Here is an 18,230-nt window from a genome sequence, read left to right as displayed (position 1 = left end):
CTTTCGTCCCCCTTCCAAGGAAACCCGTCGGCCCATGCGCATCGCCCTGGCCATCGCTCGCAAGGAGCTGTCCCTCTACTTCACCACCCCGTGGGCCTATGGCGTCTTCACGGCGATGGTGGCGCTCTCGTCCTTCTTCTTCGTGGGCCTGCTGGAGCGCTTCCAGCAGGTGCAGGAGATGGCGCGGCGCACGAACTGGTCCCAGCTGCCCGAGGACTTCACCGCGTACCGCAACCTCACCGACGGCGTCGTCGTCCAGCTGTGGGGCATCGTCATCATCATCACCCTGTTCGTCGCCCCCTTCCTCTCCATGCGCCTGTTCGCGGAGGAGAAGCGCAACAAGACCCTCGAGCTGCTGATGACCGCGCCGGTGCGCCCCATCGAAATCGTGCTGGGCAAGTACCTGGGTGGAGTCGGCATCATCTGCGCCACGCTGGGCCTCACGCTCGTCTTCCCGGTGGTGCTCTCCGCGTTCGGCAAGGCGGACTCCGGCACCGCGCTGGAGTGGTCCACGGTGATGCTGGGCTACGGCGGCATCCTCCTGTGGGGCGCGACGTGCATGGCGGTGGGCATGTTCATCTCCGCGCTGACGGAGAGCCAGATGCTCGCGGCCTTCCTCACCTTCGCGGTGCTGCTGCCGTGGATGCTGCTGTCCGGCGTGGCGCAGGGGGCCGAGGAGCCGGCGCGCTCGGTGCTGATGCACCTGTCCTTCGACGCGCAGCTGCAGAACCTGCTCAAGGGCATCCTGGACGTGAAGAGCTTCGTCTTCTTCGCCTCCGTCATCGTCTTCTCGCTGGTGCTCACGCACCGCACCGTGGAAGCGCGACGCTGGGTCTCGTGACGTGGCCCGCCCTCACGTGAAAGGCAACCCCCGGACATGAACGCGACCCTCATCGGCAGGTACCTGGGCGCCTTCGGGCTGCTGCTCCTCGTCTCCAGCCCCTTCACCCTCTTCATCACCTCCGGCAGCCTCATCGCCTCGGGGGTGAAGGCGGGCGTGGGCCTGGCGCTCGTCGGCGTGTACCTGGCCACGAACCTGAAGCAGTTCGGCCAGCTCGCCACGCGCAAGTCGAGCACCTTCTTCATCACCTCCGTGCTCACCGTGCTCGGCGTCCTGGGCGCGCTGGTGGGCATCAACTACGTGGCCCATCAGCAGGCGCCGCAGTGGGACTTGACGAAGGAGCGCATCCACACGCTGGCGCCGCAGACCATCGCCACCCTGGGCACGATGCCGGAGAAGGTGAAGGCCATCGGCTTCCTGCCCCCGACGAACGAGTCCTACGCGCTGCTGGAGACGCTCTTCCAGCGCTACCACGCGGAGGCGCCGGCGAAGTTCGAGTACGAGTTCAGGGACCCGCGCCGCTCTCCCGAGATGGCCTCGAAGTACCAGCTCAAGGAAGGTCAGGCGAGCGTGGTGCTGGCACGCGGCGAGTCGCACACGACGCTCGCCGCCGTGTCCGAGCAGGACCTCACCAACGCGCTCATCAAGCTGGGCGCGGTGGGCACCCAGCGCGTCTACTTCATCACCGGGCACGGCGAGTGGCCTCTCGACAAGGATGAAGCCGCGCCCTCGGACCCGGGCGGCTCGCTGTCGGAGCTGCGCCGGCAGCTGCTCCAGGAAGGCTACGCCGCGGAGGCCATGTACCTGGTGGGCACCACGGACATCCCCCGCGATGCCTCGCTCGTCGTCATCGCGGGAGCCCGCGTGCCGTACACGCAGCCGGAGGTGGCCGTGCTGCGCAAGTACCTCGCGAGCGGTGGACGGCTCGTCTACTTCACCGACGCGGGGCTCGTGGATGGACTGGGCGAGCTGCTCGCCGAGCACGGCATCCTGGTGGACGAGGGAATCGCCGCGGATGCGCAGTTCAACAGCGGCAACCCGTACGTCGTGCAGTCCCCCTTCTACAGCACCCACGCCATCGTCGCGCCGCTCAAGCAGCGGGGCCTGAACGTGGAGCTGCCCACGCCGCGCAGCCTCACCGTGCTGCGCGAGGGCATGGCCGAGGGCGTGCGCGTGGAGCCGCTGGTGCACACCTCACAGCACGGCTGGGTGGAGACGAAGCCCGACGAGAACGCGGTGCCGTCGGATGGAGAGAAGACGGGCCAGCTCACGCTCGCGGCCGCCATCGTCCGCGACACGAAGGACGCCGCCGACAAGCGCTTCGACGAGGCGCGGCTCGTGGTGGTGGGCGACTCGGAGCTGCTGTTGGACCCGAACTGGGGCCACGAGCCCAACCGCAACCTGGTGATGAACACGCTGGGCTGGGCCTCCAACCAGGTGACCAAGGTGACGATGCGACCTCCTGACCGCGAGGTGTCGACGCTGGAACTGGATACGGACGCGATGGACCACATCCGCTTCATCTCCACCGACCTGATTCCCCTCTCCATGATGGGCCTGGGACTGGCCATCTGGCTGACGCGGCGGAACAAGTGAGCGCCTCGCGCGGAGGGTTCGTCGCGCTGCTCGTCCTCGGCACCGGAGCGCTGCCCGCGTGCAAGGAGTCCAGGTCGCGCGAGCCACGTGAGCAAGCCGTGGCGGAGCAGCTCTTCGCGCCTCCGACAGGGGCGACGACGGGCAAGGACGCGGCGCCCGTGTTCACCCGCATCACCGTTCGCGCGCAAGGTGACACCACCGAGCTGGAGCGTGGGCCGGACGGTTCGTGGCGAATCGTCGCGCCCGTGAGGGCCCGCGCGGAGCCGGCGGCCGTGGAGGCCCTGCTCGAGACCCTGGAGCGCTCGAAGTCGAGCACCCTGGTGGCCGAGGCGCCCACCGACGCGGACCTGAAGAAGTACGGGCTCGACTCGCCCGTGTTCACCGTGACGGCGCAGGCCCAGGTGTCGGGCTCGCCGCACGCGGTGACGCTGCATGGCGGCGTCGAGAACACGTTCGATGGCTCCGTGTACGTGCGCCGCGAAGGAGACCCCAAGGTGTACGCGGCGCAAGGCTCCGTGCGCTGGAGCCTGGACAAGGACACCTTCGCGCTGCGCTCGAAGGAGCTGCTCGGCGAGCTGGAGGTCACCGCGCTTGCGGGCATCGAGGTCCGCGCTCGGACGCACACCTACGTGCTGGAGCATGAGAAGGGCACCTCGCGCTGGCGGCTGACGAAGCCCGTCTCCGAGCGCGCGGACGAGGCCCGGGTGTCCGCGCTGCTCAAGGCGCTGAAGGAGCACCGCGCGCTCTCCTTCCCCAAGGACACACCGGAGACTCGCAAGAAGCTCGGCCTGGAGGCGCCGCTGGTGGACGCGCGCTTCACGCGGACCTCGGGCGACACGGTCCGCATCCGGATGGCGCAGGTGATGGAGGACGGAGCACCTCGCTTCCACGCGCTGCGGGAGCAGGGCTTCGTCGCGACGCTGGCCGAGGTGCCCGAGGGCGCGCTCGACGTTCTGGACGTGGACGTGCTCGAGCTGAAGGACAAGCACGTGCTGAGCTTCCGCCGCGAGGACGTGCGGCGCGTGGTGTTCCACCCGGGCGGCGGCGCGCCCGCCATCACCCTGGTCAACGTGGCCGAGGGTGACGGCGGCACCGAGTCCTGGCAGGTGGAGGCGCCCGTGAAGGGCAAGGCGCAGCACTTCCGCGTCGTATCGCTGCTGCGCGCGCTGGGCGCCATCAAGGCCACGAGCTTCGGTGAGGCGAAGCCCCGGAGCTGGGCGAAGTACGGCATCGACGACGCCTCGCGCGGCGCGGTGCTGCTGGGTGCACAGGGCCAGGAGCTGGCGCGACTGTGGCTGGGCACCGAAGTCCCGGAGTCCTCCGAGCTGCGCTACGCCCGAGGCTCCGGCCCCGAGGTGATGGAGGTCTCCGTCGAGGGCCTCGCCCTGCCCCAGCGGGCCGAGGACCTGATGGACGCCGCGCCCGCAGCGGAGCCCGCCAACGCACGCGGCCCGTGAGGGCGCACACGGCCGCATCGTGACAATCCACTACGTCGGAAAGGTGACGCGGCGCGCCGCCGGATTTGACGCGCGCCTCGTGCACATTCGCGTGGGCCTTCCCTCGGGAGATGGTGCGGGCCGCTGACATTCTCTGGCAGTTCTTTGTGCTTTCCTCCTCCTCCGCCCCTCCCTACCTTTTGGTCACACTCGTAGATGATGTTCGGAGGCAGTGTCATGGCGACCACGGCGGAAAACCCGATTGGGCTGAATGGCTTTGAGTTCGTGGAGTTCACGAGCCCCGCGCCCGAGGCGATGGTGGCGCTGGTGGAGAAGCTGGGCTTCACGGCCTACGCCAGGCACCCGACCAAGGCGCTGGTCCGCTACAAGCAGGGCGACATCAACCTGCTCATCAACCAGGAGCCCACGGGTCAGGCCGCCGAGTTCCGCGCCGCGCACGGCCCGTCCGCCAACGCCATGGCGTTCCGCGTGGCCAACGCCCGCGCCGCGTACGAGCTGGCGCTGGAGCGTGGCGCCGTCGCCGCGGACCCCGCCACCAGCTCCCTGGGCGAGGGCTTCTATGTGCTCCAGGGCATCGGTGGCAGCCTGCTGTATCTCATCGACCGTCACGGCGCGGCCGGCACCCTCTACGACTCCTGGGTGCAGATTCCTGGCGCCGCCGAGTCCGAGGCGAAGAACAGCGTGGGCCTGGAGTCGCTGGACCACCTGACGCACAACGTGCGCCGGGGCCAGATGCGCACCTGGTCGACCTTCTACAACCGCATCTTCGGCTTCACCGAGCAGAAGTACTTCGACATCAAGGGCCAGGCCACGGGCCTGTTCAGCCAGGCGATGATCGCCCCGGACCGCGCCATCCGGATTCCGCTCAACGAGAGCCAGGACGAGAAGTCGCAGATCGAGGAGTTCCTGCGCGAGTACAACGGCGAGGGCATCCAGCACCTGGCCCTGTCCACCCAGGACATCTACGGCACCGTCGAGCGGCTGCGCGCGCGCGGTGTGGACCTGCAGGACACGCTGGAGGCCTACTACGACCTGGTCGACAAGCGCGTGCCCAACCACGGTGAGGACCTGGAGCGGATGCGCAAGAACCGCATCCTCATCGACGGCAACGAGCAGGAGGGCCTGCTGCTGCAGATCTTCACCAACAACCTCTTCGGCCCCATCTTCTTCGAGATCATCCAGCGCAAGGGCAACGAGGGCTTCGGCAACGGCAACTTCCAGGCCCTGTTCGAGTCCATCGAGCTGGACCAGATCCGCCGCGGCGTCATCAAGGTGGAGAAGTCCCGGAAGTAGCTCCCGGCCCGACTCCGGAGGAACTTCACGGTGAGCCTCGAGAATCGAACCGCGGTACCTCCGAAGAGCGGGCTCCGAAAGGCGCCCGGCGACTACCTCTCCGGATTCGGCAACGAAGTGGCGACGGAGGCCGTCTCCGGCGCGCTGCCCGTGGGACGCAACTCTCCGCAGAAGGTCCCCTTCGGACTGTACGCGGAGCAGCTGTCCGGCACGGCCTTCACGGTGGCGCGCCGGGAGAACAAGCGCTCCTGGCTGTACCGCCTGCGTCCGAGCGCCAACCATCCCGCGTATCAACCCCACCCCCAGGGGCTGGTGCGCGGCGGTCCCTTCGACGAGGTGCCGCCCTCGCCCAACCGCATGCGCTGGAGCCCCCAGCCCGTGCCCACGGAGCCCACGGACTTCGTCGAGGGCCTCATCACCTACGCCGGCAACGGCGACACGGCCACGAGCTGCGGCATCTCCATCCACCTGTACCGCGCCAACCGGTCCATGACCGACAAGGTGTTCTACAGCGCGGACGGAGAGCTGCTCCTCGTCCCGCAGGCGGGGCGGCTGACGCTGGTGACGGAGCTGGGCGTGCTGGAGCTGCGCCCGGGTGAAGTCGCCGTCGTGCCGCGCGGCGTGCGCTTCCGCGCGGAGCTGCCGGACGGCCCCGTCGCCGGCTACATCTGCGAGAACCACGGCGCGCTCTTCCGGCTGCCGGACCTGGGCCCCATCGGCTCGAATGGACTGGCCAACGCGCGCGACTTCCTCACGCCGGTGGCCGCCTTCGAGGACGTGGACCGTCCGACGCTGGTGGTGCAGAAGTACCAGGGCCGGCTGTGGGCGTCGCGGTTCGACCACTCACCGCTCGACGTGGTGGCGTGGCACGGCAACCTGGCTCCGTACAAGTACGACCTGGCGCGCTTCAACACCATCGGCACGGTGAGCTACGACCACCCGGACCCGTCCATCTTCACGGTGCTGACGTCGCCCAGCGAGTCGCCCGGCACGGCCAACTGCGACTTCGTCATCTTCCCGCCGCGGTGGATGGTGGCCGACGACACGTTCCGGCCGCCCTGGTTCCACCGCAACGTGATGAGCGAGTTCATGGGGCTGGTGCAGGGCGTATACGACGCCAAGGCCGGCGGCTTCGCTCCGGGCGGCGCGTCGCTGCACAACTGCATGAGCGGGCACGGTCCGGACCGCGCCAGCTACGAGCAGGCCATCAAGGCGGAGCTCAAGCCGCACAAGATTCAAGACACGATGGCGTTCATGTTCGAGTCGCGCTGGGTCATCCGCCCCACGCGCTTCGCCATGGAGACGTCGTCCATGCAGCTCGACTACGACGACTGCTGGGCGGGCTTCGAGAAGGCCCGTCTGCCTTGAGCCTTCCGACCCGGCAGCGCGTCTGGACGACGCCTCCTGATGTCACGCTGTGCCCGGTGGACTCCCTCTCGGACCCGGGCGCGCGCAACTTCGTCCTCCAGATAGAGGAGGCCTTCTTCCACGGCTTCCTCGTGCGCCACAACGGCCAGGTCCACGGCTTCGTGGACCGGTGTCCTCACGCGGGCCTGCCGCTGGCGCGCGTGCTGGACCAGTACCTGACGCCGGACAAGCAGCACCTGGTCTGCGGCTGGCACGGCGCGCTCTTCCGCCCCGACGACGGCAGGTGCGTGGGAGGCCCGTGCAACGGCGCCTCCCTGACGCCCTGGCCCGTGAAGGTGGAGGACGGCATGGTCGTCACCACCTGAGCGGCGGCGCTACACCTCCAGCAGCACGTAGCGCTGGTCCGGCGTGTGCTTCGTGAGCAGGGGCATGGCGACGTTGAAGACGGGGATGCCGCTCTTGGTCTTCCCCTGCAGCGAGCCGTGGTGCGCGTGTCCGTGGAAGACCGCCTCCGCGCCGTAGTGGTCGATGGGCATCGCCAGACGGCTGGTGCCCAGGAAGGGGCGGATCTCGATGTTCTCCCCCTCCAGCGTCTCCGGAATCGGGGCGTAGTGCATGATGATGACCTTGCGTGGCGTGTCCAGGTGGCTCAGCGCCGCCTCCAGCTTGAGCGACTCCGTCACCGCCTCCTGCACGAAGGCCTTGGTCTGCCCCTCACCGAAGGCCTGCAGCGTCGCGTTGCCGTAGCCGCCGCCGAAGCCCTTCACCCCGGCCACGCCGAGCACCTTCTCGAAGATGTAGTGGTCCCCGTCGAGGATGTGCACACCGGCCTTGGCCAGCTCCGCGCAGATGTCCTTCACGTGGCCCTGCTCGTAGTCGTGGTTGCCGAGCACCGCCGCGCACGGCACGCGCAGCGCCGAGAGGTCCTCGGCGAGCACCTTGCCCTCCTCCACCATGCCGCGGTCCGTGAGGTCCCCGCACAGCACCAGCAGGTCCGCCGTCGCGTTCACCTGCTTGACGAGGTGCCGGAACCGGCCGTGCTGGTCCTCACGACAGTGAAGGTCACCGACCGCCGCCAATCGAACCTTCGAGCTCGGATCCCTCGCCACGCTCGCCCCCCAGTCGTCGTTCGCTCTCGTCCCAGGCCCGCCCGTCCCCGAACCCCCAGTGGTGGATGTCCACGTGGTAGTTCACCTTGGAGACGAGGTTGCCCCGACACAGCTTCTGCTCCCAGCCGCCGTCGCGCATGCTGTCCAGCGTGCGCCGCATCAGCTCCGCCATCACCCAGTCGGGGATGAGGTCCCGCTCGGAGGGATAGGCGAAGCGGAACATCATGAGGTGGCTGAGCAGCACCTCCCAGTACCGGTCGAAGCGGCGCATCAGCCGCTCCCAGTCCATCTGCTTGCCCGCCTTGAGGATGAGGTGGTTGACGTCCGCGCCGTCGAAGCGCTCGCGCTCGGCGACGAACGCCTTGGACCAGATCATCTCCTCGGCGGGCGCGACCAGGCACTCGTGTCCGAAGATGGTGGAGGTCCGCGCGTGCTCGAACCACCCGTCGTCCACCACCGCCACACCGTTGCCGGACGAGAAGATGAAGTCGACGAAGTACTCCCCCTTGAAGGCCTTGTAGAGCCACACCTCGTCGGTGCGCTCGGTGCGCCAGCCGTCCTTCCCCAGGACCTCCAGCGCACGCGCCGCGTCCGCCTTGCGGGGGAACAGGTCCAGGTCCTTCGTGTCACGATAGATGCCGGTGTAGGTGGCGTATGCATACGCGCCGCCCACCACGAAGGGCACCCCCGCCTCACGCAGCAGCCCCACGGCCCGCGCTCGCGCGTTGAGCTCGTCCGAGGTGCGCTCGCGCTCGGCCAACGCCGCGTCGGTGCCCATCTCGCCAGGATGGTTGGGGTGTCGTTTTTCCATGGGCGAAAGGTAGGGACGCTGCATTTCCATCGTCCGAAAGCCGCCCGAAGTCGCCCGAGGAGCAGCCAGGCGGCCTTCAACCCCCTGGAATCACGGAGGCTTTCAAGGTCCGCCGGACGCCCTTTCTGTTTTCCGACGGGGCTGTGTCCATAGGAGCGAACACGCTGCCGCACGGCCCGCCGGGGGCCATCCGAACAGGAAGGAAGAAGGACCATGCTGCGCAAGAGCCTGCTGTGTGCCGCCCTGATGCTGGTGGGTTGTGACTCCGACAAGAAGCAGGACGTGGAGTCGTTCCGCCAGGGAGTGCCCTCCAAGCAGATGGTGGAGGTGTCGTCGCCGGGACCGACGGGCGACGGGCAGGGCAAGACGTCCGCGTACTACGGCGAGGGTCAGCTGTCGGGGAACTACCTCCTCACCGCCACCGCCGCCGTGAGCATCAACGCCGCCACGCTGAGCGTGCTCGGGCTGGTGGCGGAGATCGTCAAGCACCCGCCCTCCTCCATCGACGGGGACATCGCCGTGTGGGGCCCGCACACCGGCCCCCTGGACCCCCTCACGTGGAAGCTGACCGTCAAGCACACCGGAGGCGACACGTACTCGTGGGTGCTGGATGCCAAGGGCCGGCTGGAGCCGGACTCGGGCTTCAAGACGGTGCTGTCCGGCTCGCACACGGCGGGCGTGGATGGGGATGGCGAGCGGCTGTCGGGCTACGGCTTCGGCCAGTTCCTCATCGACTTCGAGAAGGAGCGCGCGCTGCCCGGCAACGAGGCGGGCGAGCAGCCCCTGGCCACGCTGGAGGTCCGCTACTCGCGCACCGGGCCGAACGCGACGGCGTCGGTGGAGGCGGACTTCGACTACACCAACACGGGCGACCTGGTGACGAGCGCGAAGTATCGCTTCAAGCAGGCCCCGGGCTCCGGCGGTGAGCTGGACTTCGTGTCGCAGCAGGACATCGACGCGGACCCGACGCGCGCGAAGCTGGAGCGGCTGGCCATCAAGAGCCGCTGGGAGCGCGACGGGTCTGGCCGCTCGGACATCAAGCTGTCGGGCGGGGACCTCTTCGGCGAGGCCACCGTCAACGAGTGCTGGGACCCGGGGCACATGAGCACCTACTACGCGGCCAGCTACAACCCGGTCATCGGCTACGGGGCGGTGAGCGCCTGTGGCGGGTTCAGCACCGCGGTCTACTCCTCGTTGTGAGGCGGCTCGCGCTAGTCTGGGGTGCGTGACAGCTCCGCGCCAGCCGGCCCTCCGGGTCATCCAAGGCGGTCCCCTCCCGGACCGGCGTGACTTCCTGCGCGAGCTGTACACGCGGTACGGCGGCAGCGTGATGGGACGCTGCCGCTATCTGTTGAAGGACGCGGCGAAGGCGGAGGACGCGATGCATGACGTCTTCGCGCGCGCCCTGGCCCACGCGGAGGACTTCCGCGCGGACGCCTCGCCGCTGACGTGGTTGATGAAGATCGCCACCCACCACTGCCTCAACCAGCTGCGCTCGGAGCGCGCGGGCTGGAGGCAGTGGTTCGAGCGCGACGCCGCCGCGCGCTCGGAGGGACACGGCGGGGACGGTGAGCTGGAGACGCGGGACCTGGTGCGCCGGCTGCTGTCGAAGGTGGATGAGGAGACGCAGGCGGCGGTGGTCCACTACCACGTGGACGGGATGACCTTGGAAGAGGTGGCCGCGATGCTGGGGCGCTCGGTGCCCACCATCCGCAAGCGGCTGGAGCGCTTCGCCGAGCTGGGCGGAGAGGAGCTGAGGGTTCGATGAGCGCGCACGAGTCGGAGTGGACACTGCGGCGCCTGAGGGCCGGCGAGCTGGCCTCCCCCGAGGCCCATCGCGTCCGGGCCCACGCGGCCGGCTGCGTCACCTGCGGCGCCGTGCTGAAGGGGCTCGAGGAGCACCAGGCGCGCTTCGAGGCGGAGCACCCCTTCGAGCGCTTCGAGGCGGGCGTCGAGCGCGCCCTGGAGCGCCAGCAACAACAGCGGGCCCCGCGCCCTCCCCCCCGGCGCTGGGTGCCCGCGACGGTGGCCCTGGCCGCGTCGCTGCTGGTGGTGGTGCTCGCGAAGCCGCTGCTGGAACAAGGCCCGGAGTGGAACCGGCGCAAGGGTGGCGGCGACGCAGCGGAGCTGCGCATCGGCGGCGGCACGGGCCCGCAGCGCGAGGCACGGCCGGACAGGCCCGAGGCGCTGGAGCCCGGCGAGCGGGTGATGCTGGGCTACAAGGCGGGCGCGCACCGGTACATGGCCGCCGTGTCCGTGGATGCCATCGGCGAGGTGACGGCGCTGCATCCGGAGTCCGGCGCCAGCGTGGCGGTGGAGCCCGGCGCGGAGGTGCACTGGCTGGAGGGGAGCTGGGAGTTCACCGGCTCGGGCGTCGAGCGCGTGGTGCTGGTGCTGGGTGACGAGCCCTTCGCGGTGGAGTCGCTGGTGGAGGCGACGCGGCGCGCGTTCGCGGCGGCGGGCGGCGAGGTGGAGCGGATGGCGCCGCTGGACGTGAAGGGCGCGCAGACGCACTGGGTGCTGCTCAAGCCATGAGCCCACCCCTCTTCCCATTCGGGCGGGCCCTGGGCCTGGTGCTCGCGCTCACCGTGGCCTCGGCGGCGCACGCGGACAGCCTGCGCCGCTTCGCGCTGATTGCCGGCAACGACGAGGGCGGCGACGAGACGCGGCCCCTGCGCTTCGCCCGCGACGACGCGCGCAAGATGCACGGGCTGCTGGCGCGGCTGGGCGGCGTGGCTCCCGGCGACGCGAAGCTCCTGCTCAACGAGACGTCGAAGGACTTCCTCGCGGCGCTCACGGACCTGGAGGCGCGCGCGAAGGCCGCCCAGGAGCGGGGCGAGCGCACGGCGCTGCTCGTCTACTACTCCGGCCACGCGAAGGACGGCACGCTGCGGCTGGGCAACACGCGCCTGGGCTTCGATGACTTGAAGCGCCGGCTGTCGAGCGCGCCCGCGGACATCCGCATCGCGATTCTCGACTCGTGCCGCTCCGGCGCGATGACGCGCACCAAGGGCGCGCGGCGGGCCCCGGCCTTCGAAATCGAGTCCGGCGCGTCGCGCGACGCGCGGGGCCTGGTCATCCTCACCTCGAGCGCGGCGGACGAGGACTCGCAAGAGTCGGACGCGCTGGGCGGCAGCTACTTCTCCCACCACCTGGCGAGCGGCCTGTTGGGCGACGCGGACCGCAGCGGTGATGGGCGGGTGACGCTGTTCGAGGCGTACTCGCATGCGTACGCGCGCACGGTGGCGGACACCGCGGCGAGCAGCGGCGGCGCGCAGCACCCCACGTTCAGCTACGACCTGGCGGGCAACGGGGACCTGGTGCTCACGGACCTGCGCGCGGGTGGCGACGGTCTGGTGGTGCCGCGGGTGGCGCCTGCGGGCATGTACTACTTCGTGGACCCGGCCGGGCTGGTGGTGGCGGAGTTGGACAAGACGGACGGCGTGGAGCGCCGCGTGGCCCTGGCGCCCGGCACGTACCGCGTGAAGCGCCGGCTCCCGGACAAGCTGCGCATCGGCGAGGTGCAGGTGTCGCGCGGACAGCCCGTGGTGCTGGAGGAGTCGCGCTTGAGGGACGCGCCCTTCTCCGACGACCCGGTGAAGGGCGTGAGCCTGGACGGTGGCGCGTGGTGGACGCTGGGCCTGTCCGGCGCGGTGCAGTCCTACTTCGACGCGCCCACGCGCCAGTCGCTGTTCCTCTCGGTGGGCCTGCTGGGCGCGGAGGCGCAGCTGCACGACTACTTCCGACGCGACTGGGTGTGGGGCGTGGACGTGGCGGTGGGGCGCAAGCAGGCGCTGTTGGACCTGCCCACGTTGAGTGGCCCCGCGTACCGGTACTCGGTGACGAGCCTGGGCACGACGCTCGCGTCCGAGTGGCCCCAGGGACGCGTGACCCCCTTCGTCGGCGCGCGCATGGCGTACCTCGTGATGCGGCGCGACTTCGAGGAGGCCGCGTATCCGGACCAGAAGTTCGCGATGTTCTCGCCGGGGCTCGTCGCGGGGTTGCGCTGGCAGCCCTTGCGACGCCTGCACGTGACGGGGCGTGCCCGGCTCCACTACCTGCTCTACACCGTGGACGAGCAACGCTCCCTGGGCTTCTGGGAGCTGGGCGCGCTCCTCACCTACCGGCCATGAAGGAGCGTTCGATGCGATACCTGACGCCCATCTGCCTGTGTCTGGCCCTGGCCGCGTGCGGCGGCGACTTCTCCAACGACGACCTGGAGTTCCAGAACGCCATCCCCCGGCGCGAGGACCTGATGGCGAAGGTGCTCGGGCAGGAGCAGGCGAAGACCCGGGCCCTGCGCGTGGCGTCCAAGGTCCACGCCCTGCGACTGGGGAGGCTGGGAGAGGTCTCCGGCATCGTCGGCGACACGTCCGAGACGGGCCGCGACTTCAACGACTCGGTCGGCAACATGCTGCAGGCCATCGAGAACATCCGGACCCAGCCGGCGACCTCCCGCGGCCCCAACCGTCGGGTCTGGGGGCCGTTCCCGGGCAGGAACGACATGAAGTTCGACACGCGCTTCGTGATGACGCGTGAGGGGGGCCGCTTCGACTACCACCTCCAGCTTCGCGACGTCGGCGAGGGTGAGGGCGACTGGTGGAGCTTCCTCTCCGGCCACTTCGAGGCGACCGGCGGCGTGCGCCGGGGGACGGGCGGCCTCATCCTGGACCTGAAGCGCTCGCGCGAGGAGGGGTACCTGGGCGTGGACGTCATCGACCGGCAGGAGATCCACTACCAGACGCAGACGTTCCCCACGCGGGTGGAGCTGGTCTGGACCTTCGCGGACACCACCCGGCCCCTGCCCTCGCGCTACGTGTACCGGGAGGGCGAGGGCGGCGTGGCGGAGATGACCTTCGAGCTGGCCCAGACGGACTTCGTGCTCGGGGGGTTGAAGGAGGACATGGCGCTCACCACGCGCTGGGCGCCGGACGGCCGGGGCCTGGGCGCGGTGGAGATATTGAAGGGCGACATCCCGGGCGCGAAGTACACCGAGTGCTGGGATGCCCAGGGCAAGGTGACGTTCATCGCCCGCTCCTGGGACATCTTCAATCCGACGGAGGGCGTGCGAGCCTCCTGCCCGGACCTGTCGGCGCTGGACCGGTGACCGGCCAACCCTCCGAGCGCAGGAGCGCGGGACGGCCTGGGCCCCGCACGCGGCTGGTATAGAGTCCGCCGCCTATGAGCGAGCAGGGCGGCAAGAGTGGGGAGAAGCGACCGGGGACGTGGGCCAGCCTGGCTCGGGCCATGGCGTCCTGGCGGACGGCCTCCGTCACCCTGCTCTCGTTCTCCTCGGGTCTGCCGCTGGGCCTGGTGTGGATCGCCATCCCGGACTGGCTGCGCAGCATCGGCGTGGACATCCGCGTGGTGGGCCTCATCACGCTGGCGCAGGCGCCCTGGTCCTTCAAGTTCATCTGGTCGCCGCTGATGGACCGCTACGTGCCGCCCTTCTGGGGACGGCGGCGGGGCTGGATGGCGGTGGCGCAGGTGGCGCTGTTCGCCACGACGCTGGCGCTCGCGGGGCTGGGAGAACATCCCGAGGCCGCGTGGGTGGTGGGCGCGCTGGCCATGGCGGTGGCCTTCGCGTCCGCGACGCAGGACATCGCCATCGACGCGTACGCGGTGGAGGTCTTGCGCAAGGAGGAGCAGGGCGTGGCGGTGGGCGCGCGCGTGGCGCTGTACCGCGCGGCCATGTTCATCGCGGGGTCGGCGGCGATCACCCTCGCGGGCCGCGTGTCGTGGAAGTGGGTGGTCATCGGGCTGGCGACGCTGTACCTGCCCATGCTCGTCATCACCCGCTTCGCGCCGGAGCCCGAGGAGCGGCTCACCCCGCCCAAGTCCCTCAAGGACGCCGTCTGGTATCCGTTCGTGGGATTCCTGTCGCGGCACCGCGCGCTCGAAATCCTCGCCTTCGTCTTCCTCTACAAGCTGGCCGACAACCTCGGCGGCACGCTCTTGCGTCCGTTCCTGGTGGACATGGGCTACAGCGACCTGCACCGCGGCGTGGCGCTCGGGACGATTGGCCTGTTCGGCACCATCCTGGGCACGCTGGTGGGCGGCGCATGGACGACGGTGCTGGGGCTGGGCCGCGCGCTGTGGGTGTTCGGCGTCATCCAGATTGTCTCCAACATCGGCTACGTGCTCGTGGCCAGGGCGGGCGCGCCCAACGTGTGGCTGATGTACAGCGCCATCGGCTTCGAGCAGGTGACGCAAGGCCTGGGCACGGGCGCCTTCTCCGTGCTGCTGATGCGGCTGACGCAGAAGCGCTTCTCCGCCACGCAGTTCGCGCTGCTCTCCAGCCTGTTCTCGATTCCGCGCGTGGTGGCGGGCCCCATCGCCGGCTTCCTCGTGTACTCCATCGGCTGGGAGCCCTTCTTCTGGTTCACCATGGTGGGCGGCATTCCCGGCCTGCTGCTGCTCGCGCGCTTCGTGCCGCTGGGCGTGAGGGACCCGGACTTCGACGTGCAGAGCCGCCCCACCACGCGCGCCGTGAGCCGGCCGATGATGGTGGGCAGCGCGGCGCTCGCGGCCGTGGTGGGCATGGGCCTGGGCCTGGTGACGACGGCGCTGCTCACCGCGGTGCAGAACCTGCGCAAGGCGCCCCAGGCGGGCTTCGACTTCGCCACGCCCTTCGGCGCGCTGTTCCAGCCGGCGGGTGTCACCGACTGGGTGACGCTGGCGAGCATCATCGTCTTCGGGTTGACGGTGGGCCTGCTCACCGCCGCCGTGCTCGCCGCGCGCTCCGGGGCCTTCTACCTGCCCGAGCAGGAGGCGCCCCCCTCCCCCTCCGGCGCGCCCAGCCCGTAGCGGGACTTCGGGCGGGTCTCGGTCCACCCGAGGACAGCGGGTCGAGAAGGCAGAGCAAACTGTCGGCCCGCGGGCCTATGGTGCGGCCGACATGGCCCATCCTCTCGCCGGAAAGCTCCCGCCCGAAGACCTCCTCATCGACCCCGAGAAGCTGCGCGCGCGCTACTACGCGGAGAAGCCCGACGTGGGCGTCCCCGAGCAGCGCGTGGCCTTCGGCACCTCGGGACACCGTGGCTCGTCGGCCCGCACCAGCTTCAACGAGGCGCACATCGTCGCGGTGACGCAGGCGCTCTGCGAGTACCGCCAGCAGCAGGGCATCGACGGCCCGCTGTACCTGGGCATGGACACCCACGCGCTCTCCGCCCCCGCGCAACAGACGGCGCTGGAGGTGCTGGCCGCCAACGGCGTGCAGGTGCGCTTCACCGACGGCGCCACGCCCACGCCGGTCATCTCCCACGCCATCCTCACGTTCAACAAGGGGCGCACCACGGGGCTCGCCGACGGCATCGTCATCACCCCGTCCCACAACCCGCCCGAGGACGGCGGCATCAAGTACAACCCGCCCAACGGTGGCCCCGCGGACACGAACGTCACCGCGCTCATCGAGCGCCGCGCCAACGCGCTGCTGGGCGAGGACAACCGCGGCGTCCAGCGCACGCCGTACGAGCGGGCGCGCACGGCGCCCACCGTGAAGCCATACGACTTCATCACGCCGTACGTCGAGGACCTGGGCTCCGTCGTCGACATGGAGGCCATCCAGGGCGCGAAGCTGAAGATTGGCGCGGACCCGCTCGGCGGCTCCAACGTGGCGTACTGGGAGCCCATCGCCACGCGCTACGGGCTGAATCTGACGGTGGTGAACCCCACCGTGGACCCGACGTTCCGGTTCATGCCGGTGGACCACGACGGCAAGATTCGAATGGACTGCTCGTCGCCGTACGCCATGGCCAACCTGGTGAAGCTCAAGGACCAGTATGACCTGGCCTTCGGCAACGACGCGGACTCGGACCGGCACGGCATCGTCACGCGCTCGCTGGGGCTGATGAACCCCAACCACTACCTGGCGGTGGCCATCCACTACCTGTTCCAGAACCGCCCCGGCTGGAAGGCCGGCACCGCGGTGGGCAAGACGCTGGTGTCCAGCGGGCTCATCGACCGGGTGGCGCAAAGCCTCCACCGCCGCGTCGTCGAGGTGCCGGTGGGCTTCAAGTGGTTCGTGGACGGGCTGCTCGCGGGCACGCTGGGCTTCGGCGGCGAGGAGAGCGCGGGCGCGTCCTTCCTGCGCCGCGACGGCACGGTGTGGACCACGGACAAGGACGGCATGCTGCTGGACCTGCTCGCCGTGGAGATATTGGCGCGCACCGGCAAGGACCCGGGCGAGCACTACCAGGACCTGGCCGCGCGCTTCGGCACGCCCTACTACGCGCGCATCGACCAGGCGGCCACGCCCGCGCAGAAGGCGGTGCTCAAGAAGCTCTCCCCGGACGCGGTGAAGGCGCAGAGCCTGGCCGGCGAGCCCATCCTCCAGCGCCTCACCCGCGCGCCCGGCAACGACGCGGACATCGGCGGACTCAAGGTCGTGGCCCAGAACGGCTGGTTCGCCGCGCGGCCCTCGGGCACCGAGGACGTGTACAAGATCTACGCGGAGAGCTTCCGCGACGAGGCCCACCTGAACGCCATCCTCGAGGAGGCCCGCGCCATCGTCGCCCAGGCCTTCGCCGGAGCGTGAAGACCGTCCTGATGTACGTGCTGGCCCTCTTCATGGTGGCCGGCGGCATCAACCACTTCGTCCATCCGCGCGCCTACGTGCGGATGATGCCGCCGTACCTGCCCTGGCACGGCCCGCTCGTCTTCTGGAGCGGGGTGGCGGAGGTGCTCTTGGGGGTGGGGCTGCTCATCCCCACCACCCGGGTGGTGTCCGCCTGGGGGCTCATCGCGCTGTTCATCGCCGTCTTCCCCGCCAACGTCCAGATGGCGCGCGAGCCGGAGCGCTTCCGGAAGATTCCCAAGGCCGCCCTCTGGGCGAGGCTCCCCTTGCAGGGCGTCCTCATCCTCTGGGCCTGGTGGTACACCTGATCCACGAAGCGCCTGTCCGCCCGGCGGCCCTGGGGGTATGTCCTTCCTTGACTCCCCCCGGGGTGCTCTTTAGGTTTCAGTGTTCTCAGGTAGCCCCACCGAAATTCCGAAGGACGTTCCATGGCTCGCGTCACAGTCGAAGACTGCCTCCCCCTCGTCGACAACCGGTTCGCGCTGGTGCTGCTCGGTGCGAAGCGCGCGCGTCAGCTGATGGCCGGCGCCCGCCCCATCATCGAGCAGTCCAAGAACAAGCCCCCCGTGCTGTCGCTGCGCGAGGTGGCCACCGGCCGCGTGAAGTTCGACCGTGACGTGCGCGAGGCGCTGTCCGGCAAGTACACGGCCGACACCGCCAAGTAGTCCGCCGTCCCTCTAGGTTCCCTTCCCCTCGGGCCCCACGGCCGGGGAAGGGGCCTCGGGCAACAGGCCCTGGGCGCGCATCCACCGCACGGCGCGCGCGGCCACGGCCTTCTCGCCCTTGTAGCCGAGCAGGGGCACCAGCTGTCCCACCGGCACCCATCTCACCTCGTCCACCTCCACGCGCGGCCCCGGCAGCGGCCCCAGCGCGCCTTCCTGGTAGCGGAAGAGGAAGAAGTGGACGCGCTTGAAGATGCGCTGACCCCGGAACTGGTAGACGTAGCGGATCTCCCCCAGCGGCGCGATGAGCGCGGCGGTGAGGCCCGTCTCCTCGTGCACCTCGCGGCTCGCCGTCTGCTCCGGCGTCTCGCCCGGGTCCACGTGCCCCTTGGGCAGCGCCCACAGGGGACGGCCATGCGGACGGATGACGACCACCTCCCAGGTGCCGTCACTCTCCCGGATGACAATCCCGCCTGCGGACGCCTCGCGTGGCATGCCCACCTACCCTAACCGATGGC

Annotated in this window: 18 protein-coding genes; 15 read left to right on the top strand and 3 right to left on the bottom strand. The window is 69.9% G+C overall.

What is annotated here, in order from left to right; translation table 11 throughout:
• Window positions 1–34: 34 nt before the first annotated feature.
• The 6 genes from VZQ01_RS34100 to VZQ01_RS34075 all read left to right on the top strand — a co-directional run bounded on the left by VZQ01_RS34100 (window position 35) and on the right by VZQ01_RS34075 (window position 6,920).
• Window positions 35–841, top strand: coding sequence for an ABC transporter permease (locus tag VZQ01_RS34100; protein ID WP_223784107.1), 807 nt, complete (start codon window positions 35–37; stop codon window positions 839–841).
• A gap of 36 nt (window positions 842–877) precedes the next feature.
• Window positions 878–2,437, top strand: a complete 1,560-nt coding sequence (locus VZQ01_RS34095) for a GldG family protein (RefSeq protein ID WP_426745708.1) — start codon at window positions 878–880, stop codon at window positions 2,435–2,437.
• On the top strand, window positions 2,434–3,894 hold the full coding sequence (locus tag VZQ01_RS34090) for a DUF4340 domain-containing protein (protein ID WP_426745707.1): 1,461 nt from the start codon (window positions 2,434–2,436) through the stop codon (window positions 3,892–3,894). Before VZQ01_RS34095 ends, VZQ01_RS34090 begins: the two co-directional genes overlap by 4 nt.
• Before the next feature lie 216 nt (window positions 3,895–4,110).
• Window positions 4,111–5,187, top strand: a complete 1,077-nt coding sequence (gene hppD / locus VZQ01_RS34085; protein WP_223745720.1) for a 4-hydroxyphenylpyruvate dioxygenase — start codon at window positions 4,111–4,113, stop codon at window positions 5,185–5,187.
• A 30-nt stretch (window positions 5,188–5,217) separates the two neighbouring features.
• On the top strand, window positions 5,218–6,555 hold the full coding sequence (gene hmgA / locus VZQ01_RS34080; protein WP_267700265.1) for a homogentisate 1,2-dioxygenase: 1,338 nt from the start codon (window positions 5,218–5,220) through the stop codon (window positions 6,553–6,555).
• Window positions 6,552–6,920 carry a Rieske (2Fe-2S) protein gene (locus VZQ01_RS34075; RefSeq protein ID WP_223745718.1) on the top strand — a complete coding sequence of 123 codons (369 nt, stop codon included), beginning with the start codon at window positions 6,552–6,554 and terminating at the stop codon, window positions 6,918–6,920. The genes hmgA and VZQ01_RS34075 overlap by 4 nt, the downstream gene beginning before the upstream one ends.
• Window positions 6,921–6,929: 9 nt before the next feature.
• On the opposite strand, the gene VZQ01_RS34070 is transcribed toward VZQ01_RS34075, so the two are convergent.
• Window positions 6,930–7,634 carry a metallophosphoesterase family protein gene (locus VZQ01_RS34070; protein ID WP_046714952.1) on the bottom strand — a complete coding sequence of 235 codons (705 nt, stop codon included), beginning with the start codon at window positions 7,632–7,634 and terminating at the stop codon, window positions 6,930–6,932.
• Window positions 7,618–8,442, bottom strand: a complete 825-nt coding sequence (locus tag VZQ01_RS34065) for a nucleotidyltransferase (RefSeq protein ID WP_223745869.1) — start codon at window positions 8,440–8,442, stop codon at window positions 7,618–7,620. Before VZQ01_RS34065 ends, VZQ01_RS34070 begins: the two co-directional genes overlap by 17 nt.
• A 246-nt stretch (window positions 8,443–8,688) precedes the next feature.
• Between VZQ01_RS34065 and VZQ01_RS34060 the strand changes: the two genes are divergently transcribed.
• The 9 genes from VZQ01_RS34060 (at window position 8,689) to rpoZ (ending at window position 17,715) form a co-directional block, all read left to right on the top strand.
• On the top strand, window positions 8,689–9,675 hold the full coding sequence (locus VZQ01_RS34060; protein WP_426745706.1) for a hypothetical protein: 987 nt from the start codon (window positions 8,689–8,691) through the stop codon (window positions 9,673–9,675).
• 25 nt (window positions 9,676–9,700) lie between these two features.
• A complete protein-coding gene (locus tag VZQ01_RS34055) occupies window positions 9,701–10,243 on the top strand; it encodes an RNA polymerase sigma factor (RefSeq protein ID WP_223745716.1) in 543 nt (180 codons plus the stop codon).
• On the top strand, window positions 10,240–11,010 hold the full coding sequence (locus VZQ01_RS34050; protein ID WP_267700264.1) for an ACP synthase: 771 nt from the start codon (window positions 10,240–10,242) through the stop codon (window positions 11,008–11,010). Before VZQ01_RS34055 ends, VZQ01_RS34050 begins: the two co-directional genes overlap by 4 nt.
• Complete coding sequence (locus VZQ01_RS34045; RefSeq protein WP_426745705.1) at window positions 11,007–12,608, top strand: caspase family protein; 1,602 nt, start codon at window positions 11,007–11,009, stop codon at window positions 12,606–12,608. The genes VZQ01_RS34050 and VZQ01_RS34045 overlap by 4 nt, the downstream gene beginning before the upstream one ends.
• Before the next feature lie 11 nt (window positions 12,609–12,619).
• Window positions 12,620–13,582, top strand: coding sequence for a hypothetical protein (locus tag VZQ01_RS34040; RefSeq protein ID WP_223745713.1), 963 nt, complete (start codon window positions 12,620–12,622; stop codon window positions 13,580–13,582).
• Window positions 13,583–13,656: 74 nt separating this feature from the next.
• Window positions 13,657–15,282, top strand: a complete 1,626-nt coding sequence (locus tag VZQ01_RS34035; RefSeq protein ID WP_408889813.1) for an AmpG family muropeptide MFS transporter — start codon at window positions 13,657–13,659, stop codon at window positions 15,280–15,282.
• 91 nt (window positions 15,283–15,373) lie between these two features.
• Complete coding sequence (pgm, locus tag VZQ01_RS34030; protein ID WP_223784100.1) at window positions 15,374–17,011, top strand: phosphoglucomutase (alpha-D-glucose-1,6-bisphosphate-dependent); 1,638 nt, start codon at window positions 15,374–15,376, stop codon at window positions 17,009–17,011.
• The gene (locus VZQ01_RS34025; RefSeq protein WP_426745704.1) at window positions 17,008–17,358 is read left to right on the top strand and encodes a DoxX family protein; all 351 of its coding nucleotides are present in this window, start codon (window positions 17,008–17,010) and stop codon (window positions 17,356–17,358) included. The genes pgm and VZQ01_RS34025 overlap by 4 nt, the downstream gene beginning before the upstream one ends.
• Before the next feature lie 120 nt (window positions 17,359–17,478).
• Window positions 17,479–17,715 (top strand): DNA-directed RNA polymerase subunit omega, encoded by a 237-nt coding sequence (rpoZ, locus tag VZQ01_RS34020; protein ID WP_141325494.1) that lies wholly within the window; start codon window positions 17,479–17,481, stop codon window positions 17,713–17,715.
• A 12-nt stretch (window positions 17,716–17,727) separates the two neighbouring features.
• Here the strand turns inward: rpoZ and VZQ01_RS34015 are convergent, their stop codons facing one another.
• On the bottom strand, window positions 17,728–18,207 hold the full coding sequence (locus tag VZQ01_RS34015) for an NUDIX hydrolase (RefSeq protein WP_223745711.1): 480 nt from the start codon (window positions 18,205–18,207) through the stop codon (window positions 17,728–17,730).
• Window positions 18,208–18,230 lie beyond the last annotated feature (23 nt).

Origin of the sequence: Myxococcus faecalis (genome assembly GCF_050039385.1) — a bacterium.
Taxonomy (GTDB): domain Bacteria; phylum Myxococcota; class Myxococcia; order Myxococcales; family Myxococcaceae; genus Myxococcus; species Myxococcus fulvus.
This window is presented reverse-complemented; position numbering and strand designations above follow the sequence as displayed.

Coding starts and splice junctions, on each gene's coding strand:
- hppD (WP_223745720.1), top strand. CDS start 4,111: ATGGCGACCACGGCGGAAAACCCGATTGGGCTGAATGGCTTTGAGTTC.
- VZQ01_RS34100 (WP_223784107.1), top strand. CDS start 35: ATGCGCATCGCCCTGGCCATCGCTCGCAAGGAGCTGTCCCTCTACTTC.
- VZQ01_RS34065 (WP_223745869.1), bottom strand. CDS start 8,442: ATGGGCACCGACGCGGCGTTGGCCGAGCGCGAGCGCACCTCGGACGAG.
- VZQ01_RS34015 (WP_223745711.1), bottom strand. CDS start 18,207: ATGCCACGCGAGGCGTCCGCAGGCGGGATTGTCATCCGGGAGAGTGAC.
- VZQ01_RS34045 (WP_426745705.1), top strand. CDS start 11,007: ATGAGCCCACCCCTCTTCCCATTCGGGCGGGCCCTGGGCCTGGTGCTC.
- VZQ01_RS34095 (WP_426745708.1), top strand. CDS start 878: ATGAACGCGACCCTCATCGGCAGGTACCTGGGCGCCTTCGGGCTGCTG.
- VZQ01_RS34035 (WP_408889813.1), top strand. CDS start 13,657: ATGAGCGAGCAGGGCGGCAAGAGTGGGGAGAAGCGACCGGGGACGTGG.
- pgm (WP_223784100.1), top strand. CDS start 15,374: ATGGCCCATCCTCTCGCCGGAAAGCTCCCGCCCGAAGACCTCCTCATC.
- rpoZ (WP_141325494.1), top strand. CDS start 17,479: ATGGCTCGCGTCACAGTCGAAGACTGCCTCCCCCTCGTCGACAACCGG.
- VZQ01_RS34050 (WP_267700264.1), top strand. CDS start 10,240: ATGAGCGCGCACGAGTCGGAGTGGACACTGCGGCGCCTGAGGGCCGGC.
- VZQ01_RS34040 (WP_223745713.1), top strand. CDS start 12,620: ATGCGATACCTGACGCCCATCTGCCTGTGTCTGGCCCTGGCCGCGTGC.
- VZQ01_RS34060 (WP_426745706.1), top strand. CDS start 8,689: ATGCTGCGCAAGAGCCTGCTGTGTGCCGCCCTGATGCTGGTGGGTTGT.